Annotated in this window: 18 protein-coding genes; 4 read left to right on the top strand and 14 right to left on the bottom strand. The window is 36.9% G+C overall.

Annotated features, from left to right (window positions below):
• Positions 1-27: 27 nt before the first annotated feature.
• The 4 genes from B3D98_RS15430 to B3D98_RS15415 are packed head-to-tail and all read right to left on the bottom strand — an operon-like array spanning position 28 to position 5,307.
• Positions 28-1,233, bottom strand: a complete 1,206-nt coding sequence (locus B3D98_RS15430) for a type II secretion system F family protein (RefSeq protein ID WP_115673524.1) — start codon at positions 1,231-1,233, stop codon at positions 28-30.
• Complete coding sequence (locus tag B3D98_RS15425; protein ID WP_048391346.1) at positions 1,230-2,276, bottom strand: type IV pilus twitching motility protein PilT; 1,047 nt, start codon at positions 2,274-2,276, stop codon at positions 1,230-1,232. Before B3D98_RS15425 ends, B3D98_RS15430 begins: the two co-directional genes overlap by 4 nt.
• An 11-nt stretch (positions 2,277-2,287) precedes the next feature.
• Entirely contained in the window at positions 2,288-3,958 is a 1,671-nt protein-coding gene (locus B3D98_RS15420) for a GspE/PulE family protein (RefSeq protein WP_374805857.1), read from the bottom strand.
• A 17-nt stretch (positions 3,959-3,975) separates the two neighbouring features.
• Positions 3,976-5,307, bottom strand: a complete 1,332-nt coding sequence (locus B3D98_RS15415) for a G5 domain-containing protein (protein WP_259950917.1) — start codon at positions 5,305-5,307, stop codon at positions 3,976-3,978.
• A 550-nt stretch (positions 5,308-5,857) separates the two neighbouring features.
• Here B3D98_RS15415 and B3D98_RS15410 point away from each other — a divergent pair.
• The 3 genes from B3D98_RS15410 to B3D98_RS15400 are packed head-to-tail and all read left to right on the top strand — an operon-like array spanning position 5,858 to position 8,075.
• Complete coding sequence (locus B3D98_RS15410; RefSeq protein WP_066036582.1) at positions 5,858-6,325, top strand: type IV pilus modification PilV family protein; 468 nt, start codon at positions 5,858-5,860, stop codon at positions 6,323-6,325.
• An 11-nt stretch (positions 6,326-6,336) separates the two neighbouring features.
• Positions 6,337-6,771: a prepilin-type N-terminal cleavage/methylation domain-containing protein gene (locus B3D98_RS15405; protein ID WP_066036581.1), complete on the top strand. Its 435-nt coding sequence runs from the start codon at positions 6,337-6,339 to the stop codon at positions 6,769-6,771.
• Entirely contained in the window at positions 6,771-8,075 is a 1,305-nt protein-coding gene (locus B3D98_RS15400) for a hypothetical protein (protein WP_288584068.1), read from the top strand. The genes B3D98_RS15405 and B3D98_RS15400 overlap by 1 nt, the downstream gene beginning before the upstream one ends.
• A gap of 73 nt (positions 8,076-8,148) precedes the next feature.
• Here B3D98_RS15400 and B3D98_RS15395 read toward each other — a convergent pair whose 3' ends face one another.
• From B3D98_RS15395 to B3D98_RS15375, 5 genes are all read right to left on the bottom strand, one after another.
• The gene (locus B3D98_RS15395; protein ID WP_288584066.1) at positions 8,149-10,230 is read right to left on the bottom strand and encodes a DUF2339 domain-containing protein; all 2,082 of its coding nucleotides are present in this window, start codon (positions 10,228-10,230) and stop codon (positions 8,149-8,151) included.
• An 81-nt stretch (positions 10,231-10,311) separates the two neighbouring features.
• Entirely contained in the window at positions 10,312-10,563 is a 252-nt protein-coding gene (locus B3D98_RS15390; protein ID WP_054550579.1) for a phage holin, read from the bottom strand.
• 306 nt (positions 10,564-10,869) lie between these two features.
• Entirely contained in the window at positions 10,870-12,225 is a 1,356-nt protein-coding gene (locus B3D98_RS15385) for a YjiH family protein (RefSeq protein ID WP_288584064.1), read from the bottom strand.
• Between the two features lie 384 nt (positions 12,226-12,609).
• Complete coding sequence (locus tag B3D98_RS15380; protein ID WP_048391374.1) at positions 12,610-12,930, bottom strand: monooxygenase; 321 nt, start codon at positions 12,928-12,930, stop codon at positions 12,610-12,612.
• 14 nt (positions 12,931-12,944) lie between these two features.
• Positions 12,945-13,868 carry a DsbA family protein gene (locus B3D98_RS15375; RefSeq protein ID WP_066036576.1) on the bottom strand — a complete coding sequence of 308 codons (924 nt, stop codon included), beginning with the start codon at positions 13,866-13,868 and terminating at the stop codon, positions 12,945-12,947.
• Positions 13,869-14,033: 165 nt separating this feature from the next.
• Here B3D98_RS15375 and B3D98_RS15370 point away from each other — a divergent pair, with 165 nt between their 5' ends.
• On the top strand, positions 14,034-14,597 hold the full coding sequence (locus B3D98_RS15370) for a TetR/AcrR family transcriptional regulator (protein WP_288584058.1): 564 nt from the start codon (positions 14,034-14,036) through the stop codon (positions 14,595-14,597).
• Positions 14,598-14,670: 73 nt separating this feature from the next.
• Here the strand turns inward: B3D98_RS15370 and B3D98_RS15365 are convergent, their stop codons facing one another.
• From B3D98_RS15365 to B3D98_RS15345, 5 genes are all read right to left on the bottom strand, one after another.
• Positions 14,671-15,432 carry an IucA/IucC family C-terminal-domain containing protein gene (locus B3D98_RS15365; RefSeq protein WP_288584056.1) on the bottom strand — a complete coding sequence of 254 codons (762 nt, stop codon included), beginning with the start codon at positions 15,430-15,432 and terminating at the stop codon, positions 14,671-14,673.
• A complete protein-coding gene (locus tag B3D98_RS15360; protein WP_054550571.1) occupies positions 15,429-16,256 on the bottom strand; it encodes an ABC transporter ATP-binding protein in 828 nt (275 codons plus the stop codon). The genes B3D98_RS15365 and B3D98_RS15360 overlap by 4 nt, the downstream gene beginning before the upstream one ends.
• 48 nt (positions 16,257-16,304) lie before the next feature.
• On the bottom strand, positions 16,305-17,345 hold the full coding sequence (locus tag B3D98_RS15355; RefSeq protein WP_054550570.1) for a FecCD family ABC transporter permease: 1,041 nt from the start codon (positions 17,343-17,345) through the stop codon (positions 16,305-16,307).
• Positions 17,338-18,354: a FecCD family ABC transporter permease gene (locus B3D98_RS15350; protein WP_054550569.1), complete on the bottom strand. Its 1,017-nt coding sequence runs from the start codon at positions 18,352-18,354 to the stop codon at positions 17,338-17,340. The genes B3D98_RS15355 and B3D98_RS15350 overlap by 8 nt, the downstream gene beginning before the upstream one ends.
• Positions 18,355-18,477: 123 nt before the next feature.
• Positions 18,478-19,488, bottom strand: a complete 1,011-nt coding sequence (locus B3D98_RS15345) for an ABC transporter substrate-binding protein (RefSeq protein WP_048391385.1) — start codon at positions 19,486-19,488, stop codon at positions 18,478-18,480.
• Positions 19,489-19,586 lie beyond the last annotated feature (98 nt).

Here is a 19,586-nt window from a genome sequence, read left to right as displayed (position 1 = left end):
AGGGCATCCATATAAATATTGTAAACATTACATATTTTCATATAGTTGGAACATTGGTAAGAATATAGCCGCAACGATGACTCCTACAACTAGAGCCAGTACCACAATCATTAAAGGCTCAATGAGTGACTTCATGGTATCGACGGCACGGTTTACTTCCTCTTCATAAAAATCAGCGATCTTTTCGAGCATGTAATCCAAGGACCCTGTTTTCTCGCCAATTGATGTCATTTGTGTTACAAGCGGTGGAAATAGCCAGCTTTTTTCAAGTGGCTCTGATAATGTGCCACCCTTTTCTAAATTATCGCGCGCTTCCAGTACTACTTTCCCCATTACCGGATTACCACCAACCTTTTCGACAATTGTTAAGGCTTGTAAGATTGGTACGGAGCTGCTAAAGAGTGTTGACAAGGTTCTTGTCATTCTCGCGATAATATCCTTTTGCAAAAGCTGTCCAAAGATTGGCATACGCAGTAAAAATACATTGACGGCATAATGAAACTCTTTATTATTTTTATAGAAATAGTGAAGGCCCACTACTAATACCAATAGCCCTAAAATCACAAGGTACCAAAACTGAATGAGCCAATCACTAATACCCACTACAATGACCGTTATTAACGGCATTTCCAAATTCATTTCTTTAAATGCATCCATAAAGGTTGGCACAATAAACACCATTAAAAACATACCAACCACTAGTGTTAAAATCGATAAAATCGCTGGATAGGTCATGGCAGATTGAATTTTTTTCTTAATGTTGTATTGCTTCTCTAGTGTGCTTGCAAGACGATCTAATGTATCGTCGACGTTCCCTGTAGCCTCACCAGCACGCATCATATTGACAAATAGCAATGGGAACACTTTTGGGTGTTTGCCTGCTGCATCTGAAAATGCCATACCATTTCGAATATCCTCTTCAACCTGCATCAATGCTCGCTTTAGTGGTTTACTCCGTGTTTGCTCACCCAAAATATGGGTCGCTTCAACCACAGGAACGCCAGCACGAATTAATGTCGCATATTGTCGACAATAAATAACAAATTCCTGGTGCTTTACTTTTGTCCCAAAAGCAATATCTTTATGTAAAATGCTATTTGACTCCTGAAGTTCTCGTGCATTAATTCCTTGTGCTCGAAGCTTTTCCATGGCTACCTTTTTATTCGGTGCCTCGATAATGCCCTTTTTAGGTGCTCCTGTTTTGGTCCGACCACTATAACGAAATATCGTCAACTATAATCACCAGCGTTCATATATGGTCTTGCATCCTCTAGTGAAATCTTACCTGTGGTAATTAGGTGTTGCATGGAATATTCCAATGTGTGCATACCCAATGCTTTACTTGTCTGCATCACACTTGGAATTTGGTGAATTTTTTCGTTACGAATTAAATTTGAAATAGCAGGTGCCTGTACTAAAATTTCTGTCGCAGCAATACGCCCTTTTACATCCTTACGTACAAATAAACGCTGAGAAACAATACCTTGTAGTACATTCGCAAGCTGCACACGAATTTGACTCTGCTGATGTGGTGGAAATACATCGATAATACGGTCGATCGTCGTTGGTGCACTACTTGTATGCAGTGTAGCCATAACTAAATGCCCTGTTTCAGCAGCCGTAATAGCCGTTGAAATGGTTTCATAATCTCGCATCTCCCCAACTAAAATAATATCTGGGTCTTGACGTAATGATGCACGTAAACCATTGGCAAAGCTCATTGTATCGACACCAATCTCACGTTGATTGATGACAGACTTTTTATGTGTATGCAAATATTCAATTGGATCCTCTAACGTAATAATATGTTTAGATCTTGTTTCATTGATGTGATCTATCATTGCTGCCAAGGTAGTTGATTTCCCTGAGCCTGTTGGGCCAGTTACTAAAATTAAGCCTTGTGGTTTTTCCGCAAGCTTATATAACACCTGTGGCATATTGAGTGCTTCAATAGAAGGAATTTTAGCCTCAATTAAACGAGCTGCAATCGTCACTTCATTTCGCTGATGGTATGCATTGACACGGAATCGACATTTCCCAGGCAATGAAAAGTTAAAGTCCGTTTCTCCCTTATCCTCAAATTCCTGTTGTTTATGGACAGGAAGAATGACCTTTACCATTGCCTTCAAATCCTCTGTTTCAAGTGGGATTGTGCCATAATGCTCCAGTTGCCCATGGATACGATATACTGGTGGAATACCTTTTGTTAAATGAAGATCAGATGCTTTTTCTTCAAATGCACGTGTTAATAATTCAACGATTGAATATGCTGTCATTTTTTTCACCCCTAGTCTGCAGTTGCAACACGTAATATTTCTGAAGTGGTTGTTTGGCCTGCTACAACCTTTTGTAATCCATCCACTAATAGGGTATGGTAGCCTTTTTCTTTCATATAATCACGGAGGACGCGATCACCAACACGATTTAAAATCATATCCTTTATTTGGCGATCAACAGGGAGGATTTCATGAATCGCCATACGTCCTCTGTAGCCTGTTTGATTGCAGGCAGGACATCCACGCCCTTTTTTACCATGTGTTTTGCCTTCCACCCCATTCTCCTCAAGTATTTCTAGTTCACGAGAAGTGAATATATATGGTTCAGCACAATCACGACAAACTTTTCGTACAAGACGTTGCGCCATGATTCCTACAAGGGAAGAGGATAATAAAAATGGCTCGATCCCCATGTCATGGAGCCGTGAGATAGATTCGATGGCACTGTTAGTATGCAGTGTACTTAATACTAAATGGCCTGTTAGTGAAGCACGGATAGCAATTTGAGCTGTTTCAAGATCACGAATTTCCCCTACCATTACAATGTCGGGGTCCTGTCGTAAAATTGAGCGTAACCCTACCGCAAATGTTAAGCCGACTTCCTCTTTTACTTGAATCTGATTGATACCATCTAACTGATATTCCACTGGGTCCTCAACCGTAATTATGTTGACGCCTTCTTCATTTAAATGAGAAAGGGCCGCATATAACGTAGAGGACTTACCTGAGCCTGTTGGTCCAGTAATCAGCATCATACCGTTTGGATGGGCTATCATTTTCCTGAAAAGTGCTTCATTACTTGCACTAAAGCCTAATTTATCAATATCATTGGCTGAATTAGTTAAATCTAAAATACGCATAACTACCTTTTCACCATAAACTGTTGGTAGTGTAGCTAAACGGATATCGACAGGTCTAAAATTAACATTGGTTTTAATACGTCCATCCTGCGGAATACGATTTTCTGTAATATTTAAATTTCCCATAATTTTAATACGCGCCAATACGACGTTTTGCATGTGCTTTGGCAAGGATCGCTCAGTACGTAGCACACCATCTACCCGATAGCGGACACGAAGCTCTGTTTCTTGCGGATCAAAATGGATATCACTAGCGCGCTGTGCGACACCATTCGCAATAATTTGATTCACTAAACGAACAATAGGTGAATCCTCATTCTCTATTTCCTCTTGTGTTTCCGTACTTGTGGCAGCCAAATCCAACATTGCCGCATCCATTGATTCCTGTAAATCATAGTATTTTGTTATCGTCCGATATAAATCATCTTTTGCCGCAATACTTGTCTCGATTTGACAGCCTGTCGTCATACGAACTTCCTCAATGGCGAAATAATCCATTGGGTCTTCCATTGCAATAAACAATTTATTTTTTTCTTTGCGAATCGGCATAATATTTGTCCGCTTTGCCAGCTCCGCTGGAATTAGCTGTAATAATTCGGGACTAATTGAAAACTGATTCAAGCTGATATGAGGGATACCAAGCTGGAATTCTAAGACTTCAATAAGCTGCTGCTCTGTTAAGAAATTTTCTTTGATAAGGAAATCTCCAAGCTTCTCATTTTTCATCTTAGTAGTTAATGCGTACTCAAGCTGGTCAGCTGTGATAACACCTGATTCCACCAGTAAATCCCCTAAACGTTTACGCCCTGGCTTCATTGCCATAAACATACCTCCAATCGTTATGGACTTGTTTGTACGAAATTACCACCCTTATCATAGTAGCCATAGACAATTTCTGGTCCATCTTCTTGCTTTGTTTCCTCTGATTTTGAAGGTTTCACATCAGGCAAACCATTACCATCTAAATCCACTTCTAAATCAGGATCTGATGCACCCGCCCCTACGTTCTGAGTAGGCGTTGTGATAATAACAGGCTCCTGCGAAGAACGCGTAACAATTCGATTTTGAGGTGCATAATAATCTCTACTAATGAATTGTTCTTCTGTTGCTCCGTTCTCTACAATGGAACGATATACTTCCACTCTTGAACCCTCTTTACCCTCTTGCTCCACTCTTTCTTGTCCAGCCTTTAACTCCTTCGAATAGCGATAAATAATGCGTGGCTTTACAATTTTATCCTTACTAACACGTACTGTGATGTCCTTGTCTTTCGCGGCTGCAAAAACTTCTATCTTTAATTGATTACCCTCTATAGATGCTTTCAGTTTACCGAGCTGCTCAGACCGATTAATAAATTGTAAGTCTTTTGCTAATGCTGCATTGATATCTGCCTCAATTCCCTGTTGCAAATAGCTTGGATTTATTTCCTGAGAGTGTCTTTCTAAAATTTCGTAATCCGTTTGAAGAATTACACTATATAGCATTGATGCCACAAAATCTAAACCTGCATCATTGACAACCCCAGCCTGTTCACCTAAAAGTGTAAGCAACGAGATGGATTGATTTGGAACTAGATTTACATCATTTAATAACGGAATGATTTTTGCTACTCCTTGACTATTTGCTGGTAGCTCGGCAATCTGAAAGGCAATCCTTTCCCCGGTTTGCATGGAACCTTCATTGATAACGGCTTCGACCTTATGCTCCTTCAAATAGCTGGCTTGTAAGATTAATTTCTGGAGTGTTTTATCTGTATCCCAAACACCTGCTTCTTCTATTTGCTGCGTAATCGCTTCATTGACGGTAACAGGAATGGGAATATGAACTACTTTTTCTTTTTGCCAAAAAGCATACCAAGGCTTTTTTGTCAGTATTTCGTACTGAGCAATAGCTGCTGATGGATCAAAAACAAATTGTTTCGAGTCAATGGTTTTGGCTATACCATCACTAACAATTTCCATTTCGGCTTCTTGCCATTCTGAAATTGCATTTTGGAGCGTAGTTGCTAAATCTACTGTTTTCACATCATGGATCTCAATACCCCCAATGGTTGAAGATTTAGGACCTTCTTTAGCAAAAACTGTGTCATTTAGCACAAATGATGGAACAAAAAATCCCACAATTAGAACAATTACCAAAAACAAGCTAATTATTTTTATGTATGTTTTCATCCACATCATCCTTTATTTAACTTAGTGGTTTTTCTATTTATATACAAATCATACTACAAGTATGGTATTCTGGCACTACCAAAATGCAACTTTATTCCGATTTTACTTTTGATTTTTATACAAAAGTTCAAAAATAATTCAAAAGGTAGTTCTATAGAATCACAAAGTGTTTTATAATTCTATAGAAACAACTCTGTAATTTGTTATAATATCCTAGATAGTAATTTTTATCTAAATATTTTTAAGTATGTAATCCCGTTGTATGATATTAGGATGTAAATTATTAAAAAATTAAAGCCATTTGCTGTTTATTGAGTGAAATGAAGCTGTAGGATTTATTTACCCTTATTTATCTTTTCCATTCATAGTTGAACGTACTATTTATATCAAGTTAAAATTTTATCCTTCGAAGCCAAAATATCAAATTGAGATTATTGAAGAATAGACCAATTTTAATAGTTCACACAAGATTTCAATTTAATTAAATACATAAATTTGCACTATCATTACTTAGTCTTCAATTTTTTTATCATGGAAAGGTGTTGAAGAAATGAGCCCCAAAAAGGTATTTAACGAACGTGGTATTTCACTAATAGAGGTTGTTGCGTCTATCGTTCTTCTAGCTATCATACTGGTTTCTGTAATTAATTTACTACCCCAAATGGGTAAAAAAAATAACCAAAATGAAGATAAACAAATTGCTGTAAACCTTGCATCAAAAGAGCTAGCTTATTGGCAATCTGCATTACAGAGTGATTTTAATACTTTGTTGGCTAATCCAAATGGTAAGTTTTCATTTATCAAATCTGATGACAAGCTTACATATGATGGTGATGATACGATTACCATTAAAACATCTAATACTAGATCAAAGCCTTCAAAATATTATACTGAGATTAAAATAACAAAAACACCAGATCTAGATTCACAACCCACAAAAGCCAATCAGATTAGTATTTTTATATATAAAAATAACAATATTTTAGTAGCAGAAACTTATGGTTATGTCTTTTACTGAGGGTGAAAATTATGAAAAATAATAATGAAAGAGGACTTACTTTAGTAGAAGTGTTAGCAACAGTGATTATATTGTCTATCATTTCAATTCTAGCATGGAGTATATTTTTTCAAGGCACAGAATATTCAAAGAAAGCTGTATCTAAAAATCAAATGCAACAAGAAGCTAATGTTATTATTGCTAGTTTAAACTCTATTCATAAACGTTCTATTGAATATGGTGCCACTTCAAACAACTGTATCCTATCGGTTCAATACACTACCAAAAGTACAACAAAAACAGAAGTGTTTGAAAATAGTCAGATGTGTATCCAAGCAAATGATTTTACTATAAATCCCAAAACAACTGATGCAGATATACACTTAACAATTGAGGAAAAGAGCAACCCTAAAAATAAAATCGAAATCAATTCTTTATTAAGTCGCTTAAAGGAGGATAAAAAATAGTGAGGAATGTCCTAAATAATAATAATGGTTATGTATTGGCGTTAGTATTAATTATATCTATATTAATTACTGTGATTTTCTTCTCATTTCTAGCAATTTCCTCCAATACAACAAAACAACATAACATTGTGGAAAGTACATTCCAATCCCAATCTATCGCAGAAATGGGCGCAAGTTATTTTCAACATGCTATGACAAATGAAATTATTACAAAACAAGAAAATATTATCAAAAAGATTATAGATCAGAGAAACGAAGATATTAAAGCAAAGCAATTACAAGATGATCAACATTATATAGGTTTGGCTATAAAAGATATGGAAGAGGTTTTAACAGATATAGTTTTATCTTTAAAAAAAAGTGATGATAAAGAAGATGATCCTGAAGAAAAAACTATTAAAATGAAAGTACACTCAAATCCTAAAAATTCCTTTGAGGTTACCCCTGTAACATTTTCACGAGCTGATGATGCACTTATTATTAACTTTACAAGTATAGGGCATGACGAAGCAAAAAATGCAGAAATTAAGGGAACAATTTCCGTTGATTTTTCCAATATGATTGACCCAACAACTAATAATGAATCTGACGAATCAATTATTACAGGCAATACAATTGCTGATCCAGGGACTAGTTTAAATATTTGTCCAACTGGAACAAGGGCGGATTTATCCAATAAACAATGCCAAATCAAAGGAAATATTACTTATTCTCAAAATGATGAGTTAAAATTCAATAACTCCATCTATCGAGTAAGTGGAACTCTTACAGTTCCAAATATGAATTACCCTAGTTCCAACTCAACACTCTATATAGTTGGTAGTATGAATGGTCAAAACTTAAATTCAATGACTAACGTAAAATTACATGTTGGTGGTGCGCTTTTTGTAAATCAGTTTAATGGTCGTATAGTCGACTCTGTTATTGAAGTTGCGGGAAGTACCACTTTGTATGGAAATTTAGATAATCTAAACAATTCAACTATGTATATCGGTGGATCATTTATGATGGGACAGATAAATCAAATTTCAAACTCAACTATATATGTACAAGGAAGTGCCAATATTTATCAGGGAGTGAATCTTGGAAGGAATGCAAACATTTGTGTCAATGGGGATTTAGCTATAGGCAATATCAATGATAATTCAGGCGGTACGAGTAAAATATATGCTAGAACTTCTTCTAGCACTCATAAATCTGTTATTGTTGGCAATGACACGTTTGAAGCTGCCTGCGCAGGCGGTAGCCCTACAGTGTCTCCTGGTTCAATTGACTATACTACTGAATATGAATATTCATATTAAGAACTAAAAACGTAAAAAATTTAGGGTTATTTAGCGTGCGATGATGAATAAAGCACGCTAAATAACCCATTTTTTATTTCCTCAACAACCTACCCGACAACAGCATCCCAATACCACCAATGGTAATAAATAGAACAGCTCTAATCAATAAATCAAGGGCAGATAAGTCAAAGAAAATTAGCTTAATAAATGCGATAACTAAAATAATAAAGCCTGTTGTGCGCAATGTTTTTAAATGATGTGTGGAACTAATCCATAGTGAAACACTAGCTGTTAAGAATAATGTAATGGATGTAAGGGCGATACTTAGCTTCCAATCAAGGGCGTTGTTATACGTAAATTGATGGATCAGCCCCCATATGGAAATCATCGTGAGCACGATCCCCGTACTTACAATAGCGTCCACATATTTCCCCAGACGGTCCTCGTACAATCGATAAATAATTCCTTTTACAAGCACATCAGCGACAATCGCTACAATCACTGCTAAATAAATTAATCTAGTGATAGTGTTTAAGCTTTCCAACATTGACACTCTAGTGCTGATCATCAAGGAGACTAGTAGGAAAAATGCACCAAGTACTGGCGTTAATGCACGTCCTTTGTAAGTTTCCTCTACAAATAAAGAACCAGTAAATAAGACAGCTAGTACGATACACACCATATATGGAATGCCATTTGCGGCTGTAAAGTATACGGCATCTAGCTTGCTAATATAGGCTAAGAAATAGCCAGCTGTGACCACTGCTAAAATATCGATTACATACAAATCCTTCATGACCTTTTCAAAAGGTGAGAGTGTCTCTTTTGGACGTCTTGCATATAAATAAATAATGATGAAATAGATGATTGGCATAAATAAGCTTAAATGATCGATGCTGAAAAATGGACTTGGTTCATGGAAAATAAAGTTTAGTGTAAATGTCATCACAAGGGAAAGTGAAGTAACGACCTTCATCATACTTGCACGTATTCGTAAGCTCATCATCACGCCTGCAAATGCAATCAAAGGATACAATAAATCATCCACTTTATTCGGAATATTCAATAGAAGTATCATATTACAGAAGGTGATAAACACAAGTGTCACAGCACTATCCAGTACCTCCTGCCATTTTTGACGGTAGCTATAAAACGCTACAGCGCCAAATAAAGCCATTAAAATGAGTAGTAGCATTTCTCCATTTTCAAGAGAACGAATGATTAGGTTCAGCAGTAATAAACTAAATGAGCCTAAAGAAAATTGGAGTCCTATGTGAAGTGGCTTCCATTTGGATTGTGCGTTATACAGTAAACACCATATTGCATAAAAGATTGCTAGAATCACAAGTAAACCAAGTGCAAAAACTACTTGCTGATCACTATTCATAAATGCTACAACACTCACTGCTAGCATTGAAAAGAATGTGGCGATATAAAGGGCTAATTTTTGCTTGTGCTGGTAAATAACTAATTGCAATGCAGCAAACAATACAACCACAAATAATAAAATAATGACAGCACTAAAATCCATATATTCTAGTAGGTAAGGTAGTAATAATGATGTAAAGGCAACAAAAACAGTTAGTGCTTCATTTTTCTTCAAATAGCTAATGGCAATACCATAGCCAATATAAAGCAGCGTAATGCCTAGTGCTGGAATAAGACCAATGATTTCATATAATATGGCACTCGCTGCGGTTGTTAAAATGCCGACAATAAATGCCCCACCATATAAAGAAATCGTTATAGCCGATGAGCCTACTTTCCTACGCTCTAGTACGTAGGCAATAACCGCCAATCCCACCGATAATACATAGGCAAGGATGATTTTCACGCCATCCGATAAATAGCCATAGTCACTGACAAGTTTTAGACCCCAAAGTACGCCCATTACTAAAATAACCATGAATACTTTTGGAAGTGCCCACATAACACGTTCCTCCATCGATGGCTGTGGTTGCACTTCTTTTTCCGCTACTATAGTCGGGATAGGCTTCGACTCCAGTACTGGTTTTGGTTTAATTGGTTCTGATTGCTTGATCATCGACTGTCTGGCATCAAGAGTATTAATTTTTTCAGTGCTTTGTGAACCTTTTAATACTGTCAACTCCTGACGTAAATCCGCCATTTCCTCCTCGAGCTTCGCAATTCTGCGCTCCAATTCAAGGGACATTCAATCATCCTCCCCACTTTATCAATTTTCTAACATTATAACATATTTATTCTTATTGTAAAATTACACTTTTTGTTCATTTTATCGCGGTCTCCGATACATTAAGGCACGTTCACTATCACTAGTGCCCCGTGTGGTTGGATCGACAATGACCCCCATTAACACAAAAATGGATAAGACTGTATTTAAAAGAGATGATATTTGCTCACTCATCACACCTGTAAAATCATAGCCAAAAATTGCAGCCACTTGTTGTGCGAGTAAGAGCAACAATGAAAATAGCCCTAGTAAAAATGGAATATGTTGAAGACGAACCTTCCAATTAATTCTCATAAAAGCTCACCTCCCCCCCTCTTGCCACAGTATATGCATAGTGGTTATGTGACACATATGCAAAAATGGAACTCTTGCCAAGTTACTAGGATTTTTTGATAATATTTTGTGATGCAAGCTATTTTCAAACGCAGAAGGCATATTCATATATTTTGTTAGGTTGCCGTATTGTATAAATGGAAAAGGAGTGAAACGTCCCTACCAATATCAGCTACCTCCCTTTTTTTATGGCGTCAAGAAATTTTCTACCGTTGATATTTCAACAACATGAAAAATGCCAAGTCCATTTAAGACTTGGCATTTTAGTTAGAAGAGTAGATGACCAACCAATGCTGCAATTGGAAGAGAAATAAGCGTACGTAGTATAAATAAGACGACTAAATCCAAAAACTTCAATGGAATTTTTGTACCTAAAATAAGTCCACCTACCTCAGACATATAGATCAGCTGTGACACAGAAACAACAGCAATAACAAATCTAGTAACTTCCGATTCAATCCCTGCACCTAAAATAGAGGGTAGAAACATATCGGCAAAGCCTACGACCATTGTTTGCGCTGCTTCAGCCGCTTCAGGCAAGCCAAGGAAGGTTAAAATTGGTTCAAACGGTTTTCCTAAAATCGCAAAGATACTTGTAAATTCAGCAAGCATTAAGGCAATTGTTCCAAAAGCCATAACGATAGGGGCCACACCCACCCATAAATCAATTACATTTCTAGAGCCATCTTTGAAAAATTGTCGTGGATCTCGATTTGCATGCGCAACAGCAAGTGCATTTTCTAAACCATGTGAAACAGAATTATAGCCCTCTGGTAATTTCTCACGTGAATAATCCACTGGTGTCCCATCTATATACGTATCCTCCTTTTTCGCAAGTGGATAGATTCGAGGCATAATAATGGCTAATACAATTCCACAAAGTACTACTGTCAAATAATAAGGAATAAAATAGCGTGCCAAATGTACAGTATCCAATACAACGATGCAGAATGTGATGGACACTACTGAGAAACTTGTGGCAATAATCGCAGCTTCTTTTTTTGTGTAGTTCCCCATCTCATATTGTTTACTGGTCATTAACACACCTATTGTGCCATCACCTACCCATGACGTAAGAGCATCGATTGAAGAACGCCCTGGACTTTTAAACAGTGGCCGCATAATTTTCACCATCATTGTCCCGAAAAATTCAAGTAAACCGAAGTTTGTTAAAAATGGTAAAAGGAAACCCGCAAACAAAAAAATGGTAAATAAGAACGTCACAAGTCCCTCATTTGGATCCATGAGGAGTCCACCCGTATTTTCATTATTGATGGCAGACGGTCCAAAATTGAAGACCACCATTGAAGCAAAGGCTAAACCGATAATACGAGTAATTGTCCAAAACCAATTAACATAAAACAATGTATCCAACATACTAGGTTCTTTAGCATTTTTACGAGGGATAAATTTCGCTATAAGTGCACCAATTGCAGAGATGGCAAACATTCCAATTGTAAAATAGCTAATGATCGGGGCCACAATCCCCGCTAAAACATTGGCTAATATGGCAATGGGTACTTTCCAGCCCTCTTCCGTTAAAATGGGGGTCATAAATAGAAAGATACCAATTAAAGACGGAATAATGAAGTAAAAATATGTAGCAACAGAATACTTTTTCATTTTTTTATAAAACCTCATCTCTTTTAATCTCAATAATTTATGTATTTTGCATAACAACAATTAAAATAGTGTTTATAAGAAACATTTATTTATCAATTGTTGAACTACTATATAAGCAAAAATATGTTGTTTTCATTCAATATCTCATCCCTCCTTCTGCTATAGAACAATTTAAAAGCTTTGAAGTATTGAGCATTAAACAGAAAAACACTCAAATTATTCATGTTTTTATAACATAAACGTGATATAAAACTATTGTAAACGCTACAACGCAATTGGTTCAACCTCACAATATTCAGAATATTTATACATTCATAAAATAAAAGCCTAACTTCTTAATTAGAAATTAGACTCCTTTGAATTAGCTAGTAATTCTATGATGCATCAGTGATTTTTTAATTGTTTTATTGGACCTTTCGTAACTTCAGTCAGTTTTGAATTGATAGCAAAGATTTTTGCGTTGATCGTAGTGATTCCAAATTCAGCTAGCCTTTTTGAATGCATTGCTATATATTGTTCAGCTGTGCGTTTTGATTCAAATAGATAGATGCCGCCTGCTTCGTTTGTTTCAGGGCTCTCTGTCCAAATTTTCCACAAAAGTCCTTCCTCTTCATAAATACTTTTTGCTAAATCAGAAAACGCTTCTGCCATCTCGTCACCAAATGGTCCATCCAATTTAAAATCTACCTGTAATACGTATGTCATTGCCCTTCTCCTCATTATTTAGTAGTAATATAACATTCACCAAGTATTTCCTTCATTTCATATTGATCTGATGAAAGCTCTTTTTTCACATAAGATATAACCTCTGACTTTTCCAAATCATACATGACTTCAATTTCTTTCGAAAATAGAAGCTTTTCTTTTTCAAGCAAGCTTAAAAGAGATGGCTGTTGTTTTGGTTGCAGCTCTTCAAAATCGAGAACCTGTTTTAGTCCTTCCACATAGTTTACAAATGGACGCCCACCAACAATTTTCAACCCTTTATGATCTTCATTCATCATAATAATTGTTGGAAATCCTCTTACGCCTAGATTTCTTGCAAGGTCAAAATCTTCATTTAATAACTGTTGCCCGCTTGTTTGTTCTGATTCGTTTACAATAGCCACTCCATCAAGCCCCAGTTTATTTACAATGTCAATCATAACGGATGTATCTGCAATATTTTGATTAAATACGAATAGCGCTTCTCTTGCTCTGCGCAAATATTCAAATGCTATAGCATCATGCTGATTTTTTTGAATCACTTTAAAAACACGAGATGGTGGATAGGATGATTGCACTGGATTGTTCATCATCACTGTTCCATCTATTGGCATGCGATAATATTCTCCAACTTCTCTCCAGTGTCCTACAACGTCAGCAGGTCCAGATATTCCATTAGCAGGGTCTACTGGACCATCACCCCATTTTTCTAGTAATCCTCCCATAATCGTATGAAAGTTAAAATAGTGTCCGTACTGCTCGATAAAACGTCGAAGAACGGGTTCGAGTGCCCAACAATGAGAACATATTGGATCCGTTACATAGTATACTTCAATGGATTTCTTTGGTTGATTAAAATCAATTATCCCCAATTCCTCCTCGCCAGCTACTCCACATACACCTGTCTCTAAATCACAAACCATTGGATGATTCTTCAATTGACTATCCCCTTTTCTTACTTTCATTAAATATAAATATATAACTCTCTTATTTGCCTTACAGTTGTATTTTATTCATAATAAAATCATCAATAAACCAATAATCTATTTGAATTGTTGTTTATACAACACTTTGAAGAATTTGTTTAAAAAGGAGTGTAAGTAATGACCTCATCTAAGACAGATCTTCGTGTTATACGGACTCGTAAATTAATCATGGATTCTTTCATTACACTTTCTAGTAAAAAAGAGTTCAAGGATATAACGGTTAAGGATATTACGACAGAGGCCATGATTAATCGTGCGACTTTTTATTATCACTTTGAAGATATATATGATCTGTTAGAGAAGGTCCTTTCAGAAGTATTTTTAATTAATTTGAATGATGACTTTCTACAGCATAACGAACTTAATGAAGGAGCTTTCATTATTCTCTTTAAAGCGATAACTAATTTTCAAAAGTCATTGTCTAATCGTTGTCATAGAGGCTATGAAGAGACAATTGCTCGCATTATTAGAGAGCAGCTTGAAATTATCTTTTACAAAATGTTATTGAAACAAAATGTAACGACAGAGAACGAAGCGCTAAAAATGACTGCTGTAATATTAAGCTGGGGAATCTATGGAGCTTCTATAGAATGGAGAACTAGCAATCAGGAGATACAGCCCGAAGAATTTATCAAACCTGCAATTCCTTATTTAATGGCAGGTATTGATGGTCAAAAATAAAAGTGAGTAAACACTTATGAAATGCTATAAGTGTTTACTCACTTTTGGTGGTTTAGAGATTTTGTTGTTATGATTATCTTTTTATTTTTGGACAGGAGATACAATAATCATTTGCTTCATCAGAGGTATGATAATAGAAACAACATGTTTTTCTCAAGCGTACAAGTTGCTCCGATTCCATAATTGTCACTTTAGGACCACAATAGTCCGTCAAAGGATTTTTTCTCTCTCCAAAAATGGAGCCTGGTGCTAGGTTTACAATATAGTGATAATCCTCTTGTATACGAGCCTTTTCTTGCTCACTGGCTCCTTCCCCTATTTTCGTTTCATAGAGCCAATTCACATAAATAGCTGTGTTTTCCCATAAGATTGTTTTTGGAATTTTACTTATTTTCGCTAATGACTGCCAAACCTTCGCTAAATTATTCGCAAAGATTTCTCTAAGAACCTCATCACGCCATTTTTCACGGTCTTCAGTAGGTATTGACACTGTGCGATCGATTAGCCGAATAGTAGGAAGCCAAGGTTTTGAATATTCCGCTTCTACCCACATATTTTCAATTCTGCAATGTAGTCCTTTATCGTATCTGGACATAGCATAGAAGGCTGAAGCTATCGTTAAGACGCTATAGCGCTTCGCAAACAACGATGCCGTAACTAGGATAGAAGGCGATTGAAAGAAATGGGCAATTTTTTGTAAATAATCTAGAGCTTGTTCATTGTCCAATAAATTTTTGGCATATAAAGAGTATGTAGCATCTACTGCAGGCTCTATCGACAATCGATACTCTCTTAGTAACACGGATGTTTCTTCAGCTGACAGTGATAGGCTCAACAGATCCCTACCTCCTCTAATTCCACTGTTTGAACTGTTCGCCCCTTGCCATGTGGCACACATAAAGGTGTACCAAAAAGCGGATCTTTAATAATGGTACAATCCATACGAAAAACAGCTTGGACCATCTCTGCTGTCACCACTTCCTCTGGCTTGCCTTGGGCATAAACCTGTTTATTACGTACCGCCACAATATGATGGGCATAGCGACAGGCTAAATTTAAATCGTGTAATACCATAACGACAGTACGCCCTTCCTTGTCATTTAAATCAAATAGTAAATCTAAAATTTCTACTTGATGTGCCATATCTAAATAAGTTGTAGGTTCATCTAGTAAAATAAGATCTGTTTTTTGCGCTAATGTCATAGCAATCCATACACGTTGCCGCTGACCACCTGATAATGCATCTACTGGACGATCGGCAAATTCAGTCATCTGTGTTACTGCAAGCGCATTGTTAACAATTTTTTCATCCTCCGTAGACCATTGCTTTAACCAACTTTGGTGTGGATAACGACCTTGCTTAATCAATTGCTGAACAGTTAATCCTTCTGGTGCAACAGGGCCCTGCGGTAGAATAGCTAAACGTTTCGCTACCTCTTTCGTTGAAATGGCATCTAGTTTATTCTCATCTAAAAAAATTTCACCCGACTTCGCTTTTTGTAATCGTGCAAATGTCCGAAGTAGTGTAGATTTTCCACAACCGTTGGCCCCAACTAGTACTGTAATTTTTCCTTTTGGTATTTGAAGATTCAAATCCTCTAAAATAAGATTTTCTCCATAGCTTACATGTAAATTTTGTGCTTCTAAGACATGTTTCAAATTCCTGTCACCTTCTTCTCCCGCTTTTAACTTTTTTATTATGAAGCTTTATTGATTGCGCGTTCTAAATAATAAATAAATAAAGAATGGTGCGCCAATTGCAGCAGTAAAGACTCCTGTAGGTAAATCCTTCGGTAAAAAGGCTGTGCGTGCCACCATATCAGCCACAATGACAATGATTCCACCTATAATAGCTGTCACAGGAATTAATCCTGCAAAGGAACGCCCAACAAGCATTCTGCTCATATGAGGGGCCACTAATCCAACAAAGGCAATGCCACCGGCAAAAGCTACTGCAGAACCAGCTAGCATGACACTAATGAGTAGAAAAAGTAAACGATACACTTGTACTTTTACTCCTAGCCCTATCGCTATTTCATCGCCTAATTCCTTCACATTCACCGTTCTTGCTAAAATAAATGTTAGTGGCACTAAAATGACTAGCCACGGTAATAGCAAATAGACATCCTGCATATTGGCCCCATACAAACTACCTGTCAGCCATAAATAGGCTTTCGTTGTAGCGGCTACATTACTGATTACAAGCAGCATCGTCACAACCGCCTTTGCTAAAGCTGAAATGCCAATTCCAATTAGTACCATTCGAATTGGTGTGACTCCTTTTCTCCATGATAGTAGGTAAATGATGAAGGAGACAATACCAGCACCTAATATAGCAGCTAACGGTAAAAATTGAATGCTGACTGATCCCATAAAGTACACGATAAAAATAATTGCCCCCATCGATGCTCCGCTCGTTATACCAATAATATCTGGGGCAGCAAGAGGATTACGGATAATTCCTTGTAAAATTAAACCGGCAACTCCCAGCGCAGCACCAACTAATAAGGCCATCAACACACGCGGGAGCCTTAATGTATGTAAGACAAAATCGTAATCTCCATTGCCATAGCCTAATAATTCTTTCACCACTGTGACAGGATGGATAAACTCGCTCCCCGCAGATAAACCAAGAACCGTAATGAGGACTAATAATAAGCTTAAAAGTAGTAGAATCCAAGCCGTTCTTTTAGCAATTTGAAAAGATATACGATTAGTTTTCGTTCGAACCGACACATAATTAGGCATTTTTTGCTAACCCCTTTCGTGCAATATAAATGAAGAAAGGAGCTCCGATTAAGGCAGTCATGACACCAATCGGCATTTCCAATGGCATAATCACATATCTTGCCGCAATATCAGCCAACAGTAGCAATATTGCTCCTAATACGGCACTGTAGGGAATAATCCAGCGATAATCTGTGCCAACAAGTTGGATCGCCATATGAGGGACAATCAAGCCAATAAAGCCTATTGAACCTGCAACAGCTACTGAACTGCCTGCCAGTATGATAATAATTATGCCTAGCGTGATTTTCGTGAGCATTGTTCGTTGTCCTAATCCTTTGGCAATATCATCTCCTGATTGTAAAATATTGATTGAACGCCCCATAAATATTGCCACGACTGTCACTCCTAAAATAAACGGTAGGACAGGCACGAGCATTTCAATACTACGCCCCGATACAGAACCCGCTAACCAAAACAGGACACTTTGTAAACCTTGTTCATCGATGACTAAAAGCCCCTGCGTAAACGAGACAAATAGAGCTGTAATCGCTGCACCAGCTAATACTATTTTTATCGGTGTTAACCCATCTCTTCCTAATGAGCCTAGGAAAAAAACCATCGCCCCCGCTGCACCTGCCCCTAAAAAGGCAATCCACATATAGCTCATTAAAGATTGAACGGAAAAAAGAGTAATAGCACTGACAATAAAAAATATGGCCCCTGCATTAATACCTAAAATATCAGGAGCTGCTAAAGGATTTCTTGTTAATGCTCGCATTAATGCGCCCGCAATGGCAAGGCTTGCGCCAACTACTGTAGCGATCACAGCTCTTGTAAATCTAGATGTTCGAATAATGACATGCTCCTTGTTAGCAGCATCAAAATGAAAAATAGCATCATAGATTGACGAAAAAGGTATGGACGTTTGACCAATAGCTATGCTGAATATAAATGCCAGCAAAAGAATCAAACAGCTGATGAATAAACCTATTTGTTTCATCGGTGTACTGGAAAGAATAATTCTCATGTTATGCCAACTTTCTTGATCCACAATTTAGCTTATGTAGGTTTCAATTATGCTCAAACACTACAATGAGAGGGCTGTTATTCAAGTATTCTCTAACACTTTTAACAGCCCATCCTCCATTCACTATTTTTCTAATTCAAACTTGTCATAAATATCATCTAGCATTAAATTAGCACTAGTAATACCACCTGCTAGATTCCAATTAATTTCATCTACCTGATAAACTTGATTCGCTTTCACTGCGTCAAGCTCTTTCCAAAGTGGATGGTTTGTCCAATCTTCATAAGTTTTTTTCACTGTCTCATCATTTTCCATAAACATATAAATAACATCAGCATTCATTTGTGTGATGCTTTCCTTGTCAGTTAGCTTCACAATTTCTAAAGAATCATCTGTTAAATTTTTAGGACCTTGGAATCCAAGCTCAGATAAAATAGAACCCGCATAACCTGTCACATAAATACGAGCATGGTCTGCTCTGAAGTTGACAACAGAAACATGGAATGGCCATTTATCGCCAAGCTTCTCTTTGATTTTTGTTTGGAAATCAGCTACTCGTGTATCCCAATCGCCAAGTAATTCATTCACCTTATCTTCTTGATTCATTGCTTGACCCATCATTTCAGCTGTTCCTTTGAAATCGAAAACCGTTTCATGAGCAACTGTTGGTGCAATCTGCGATAACTGATCATAAATTTCTTCATGACGTACTTTAGAAGCAATAATTAAATCTGGTTTAAGCTTTGCAATTTCTTCAAGGTTTGGTTGTGTTTCTTGTCCTACAATTGCAACGCCATCAAGCTCATTCTTCATATAATTATAAACAGGCGCTTCTGCCCAAGATTCTACTACCCCAACTGGTTTAATGCCCATAGCAACTGCAACATCTGTTGCGCCTTGATATAGTGTAACGATTTTTGTAGGTGTGCCTTCAATCGTTGTAGTACCCATTGCATGTGTAATCTCACGACTAGAAGATTCTGATTCAGTGTTGCTTTCTTCTGCTTTGTCGTTCTCTTGTGAACTACTGGAGTTCGATGTTTTCTCCCCACACCCAACTAACAATAACGCGAAGGTTAATAGTAGTGTGAAAAGTACAAAAAAGTTCTTTTTTTGCAGTGATAATTTTGGCATACATTTCCTCCTAAGAAATAATCGACAACGATAATCATTATCAATTAAAGAGTATACTGTACGATTGTTTTATTGACAATATCTATTTTTTCAAAAAA

It is taken from the genome of Lysinibacillus sp. UBA5994, from assembly GCF_002429725.1.
Classification (GTDB): Bacteria; Bacillota; Bacilli; order Bacillales_A; family Planococcaceae; genus Lysinibacillus; species Lysinibacillus capsici.
Note: the sequence above shows the minus strand (reverse complement) of the source record. Positions and strands in the feature narration are given on the sequence as shown.

What these genes read in the sequence shown, in the direction of transcription:
- B3D98_RS15425 (WP_048391346.1), bottom strand. Translation starts at nt 2,276, where the DNA reads ATGACAGCATATTCAATCGTTGAATTATTAACACGTGCATTTGAAGAA.
- B3D98_RS15420 (WP_374805857.1), bottom strand. Translation starts at nt 3,958, where the DNA reads ATGGCAATGAAGCCAGGGCGTAAACGTTTAGGGGATTTACTGGTGGAA.
- B3D98_RS15415 (WP_259950917.1), bottom strand. Translation starts at nt 5,307, where the DNA reads ATGAAAACATACATAAAAATAATTAGCTTGTTTTTGGTAATTGTTCTA.
- B3D98_RS15410 (WP_066036582.1), top strand. Translation starts at nt 5,858, where the DNA reads ATGAGCCCCAAAAAGGTATTTAACGAACGTGGTATTTCACTAATAGAG.
- B3D98_RS15405 (WP_066036581.1), top strand. Translation starts at nt 6,337, where the DNA reads ATGAAAAATAATAATGAAAGAGGACTTACTTTAGTAGAAGTGTTAGCA.
- B3D98_RS15395 (WP_288584066.1), bottom strand. Translation starts at nt 10,230, where the DNA reads ATGTCCCTTGAATTGGAGCGCAGAATTGCGAAGCTCGAGGAGGAAATG.
- B3D98_RS15390 (WP_054550579.1), bottom strand. Translation starts at nt 10,563, where the DNA reads ATGAGAATTAATTGGAAGGTTCGTCTTCAACATATTCCATTTTTACTA.
- B3D98_RS15385 (WP_288584064.1), bottom strand. Translation starts at nt 12,225, where the DNA reads ATGAAAAAGTATTCTGTTGCTACATATTTTTACTTCATTATTCCGTCT.
- B3D98_RS15380 (WP_048391374.1), bottom strand. Translation starts at nt 12,930, where the DNA reads ATGACATACGTATTACAGGTAGATTTTAAATTGGATGGACCATTTGGT.
- B3D98_RS15370 (WP_288584058.1), top strand. Translation starts at nt 14,034, where the DNA reads ATGACCTCATCTAAGACAGATCTTCGTGTTATACGGACTCGTAAATTA.
- B3D98_RS15355 (WP_054550570.1), bottom strand. Translation starts at nt 17,345, where the DNA reads ATGCCTAATTATGTGTCGGTTCGAACGAAAACTAATCGTATATCTTTT.
- B3D98_RS15350 (WP_054550569.1), bottom strand. Translation starts at nt 18,354, where the DNA reads ATGAGAATTATTCTTTCCAGTACACCGATGAAACAAATAGGTTTATTC.
- B3D98_RS15345 (WP_048391385.1), bottom strand. Translation starts at nt 19,488, where the DNA reads ATGCCAAAATTATCACTGCAAAAAAAGAACTTTTTTGTACTTTTCACA.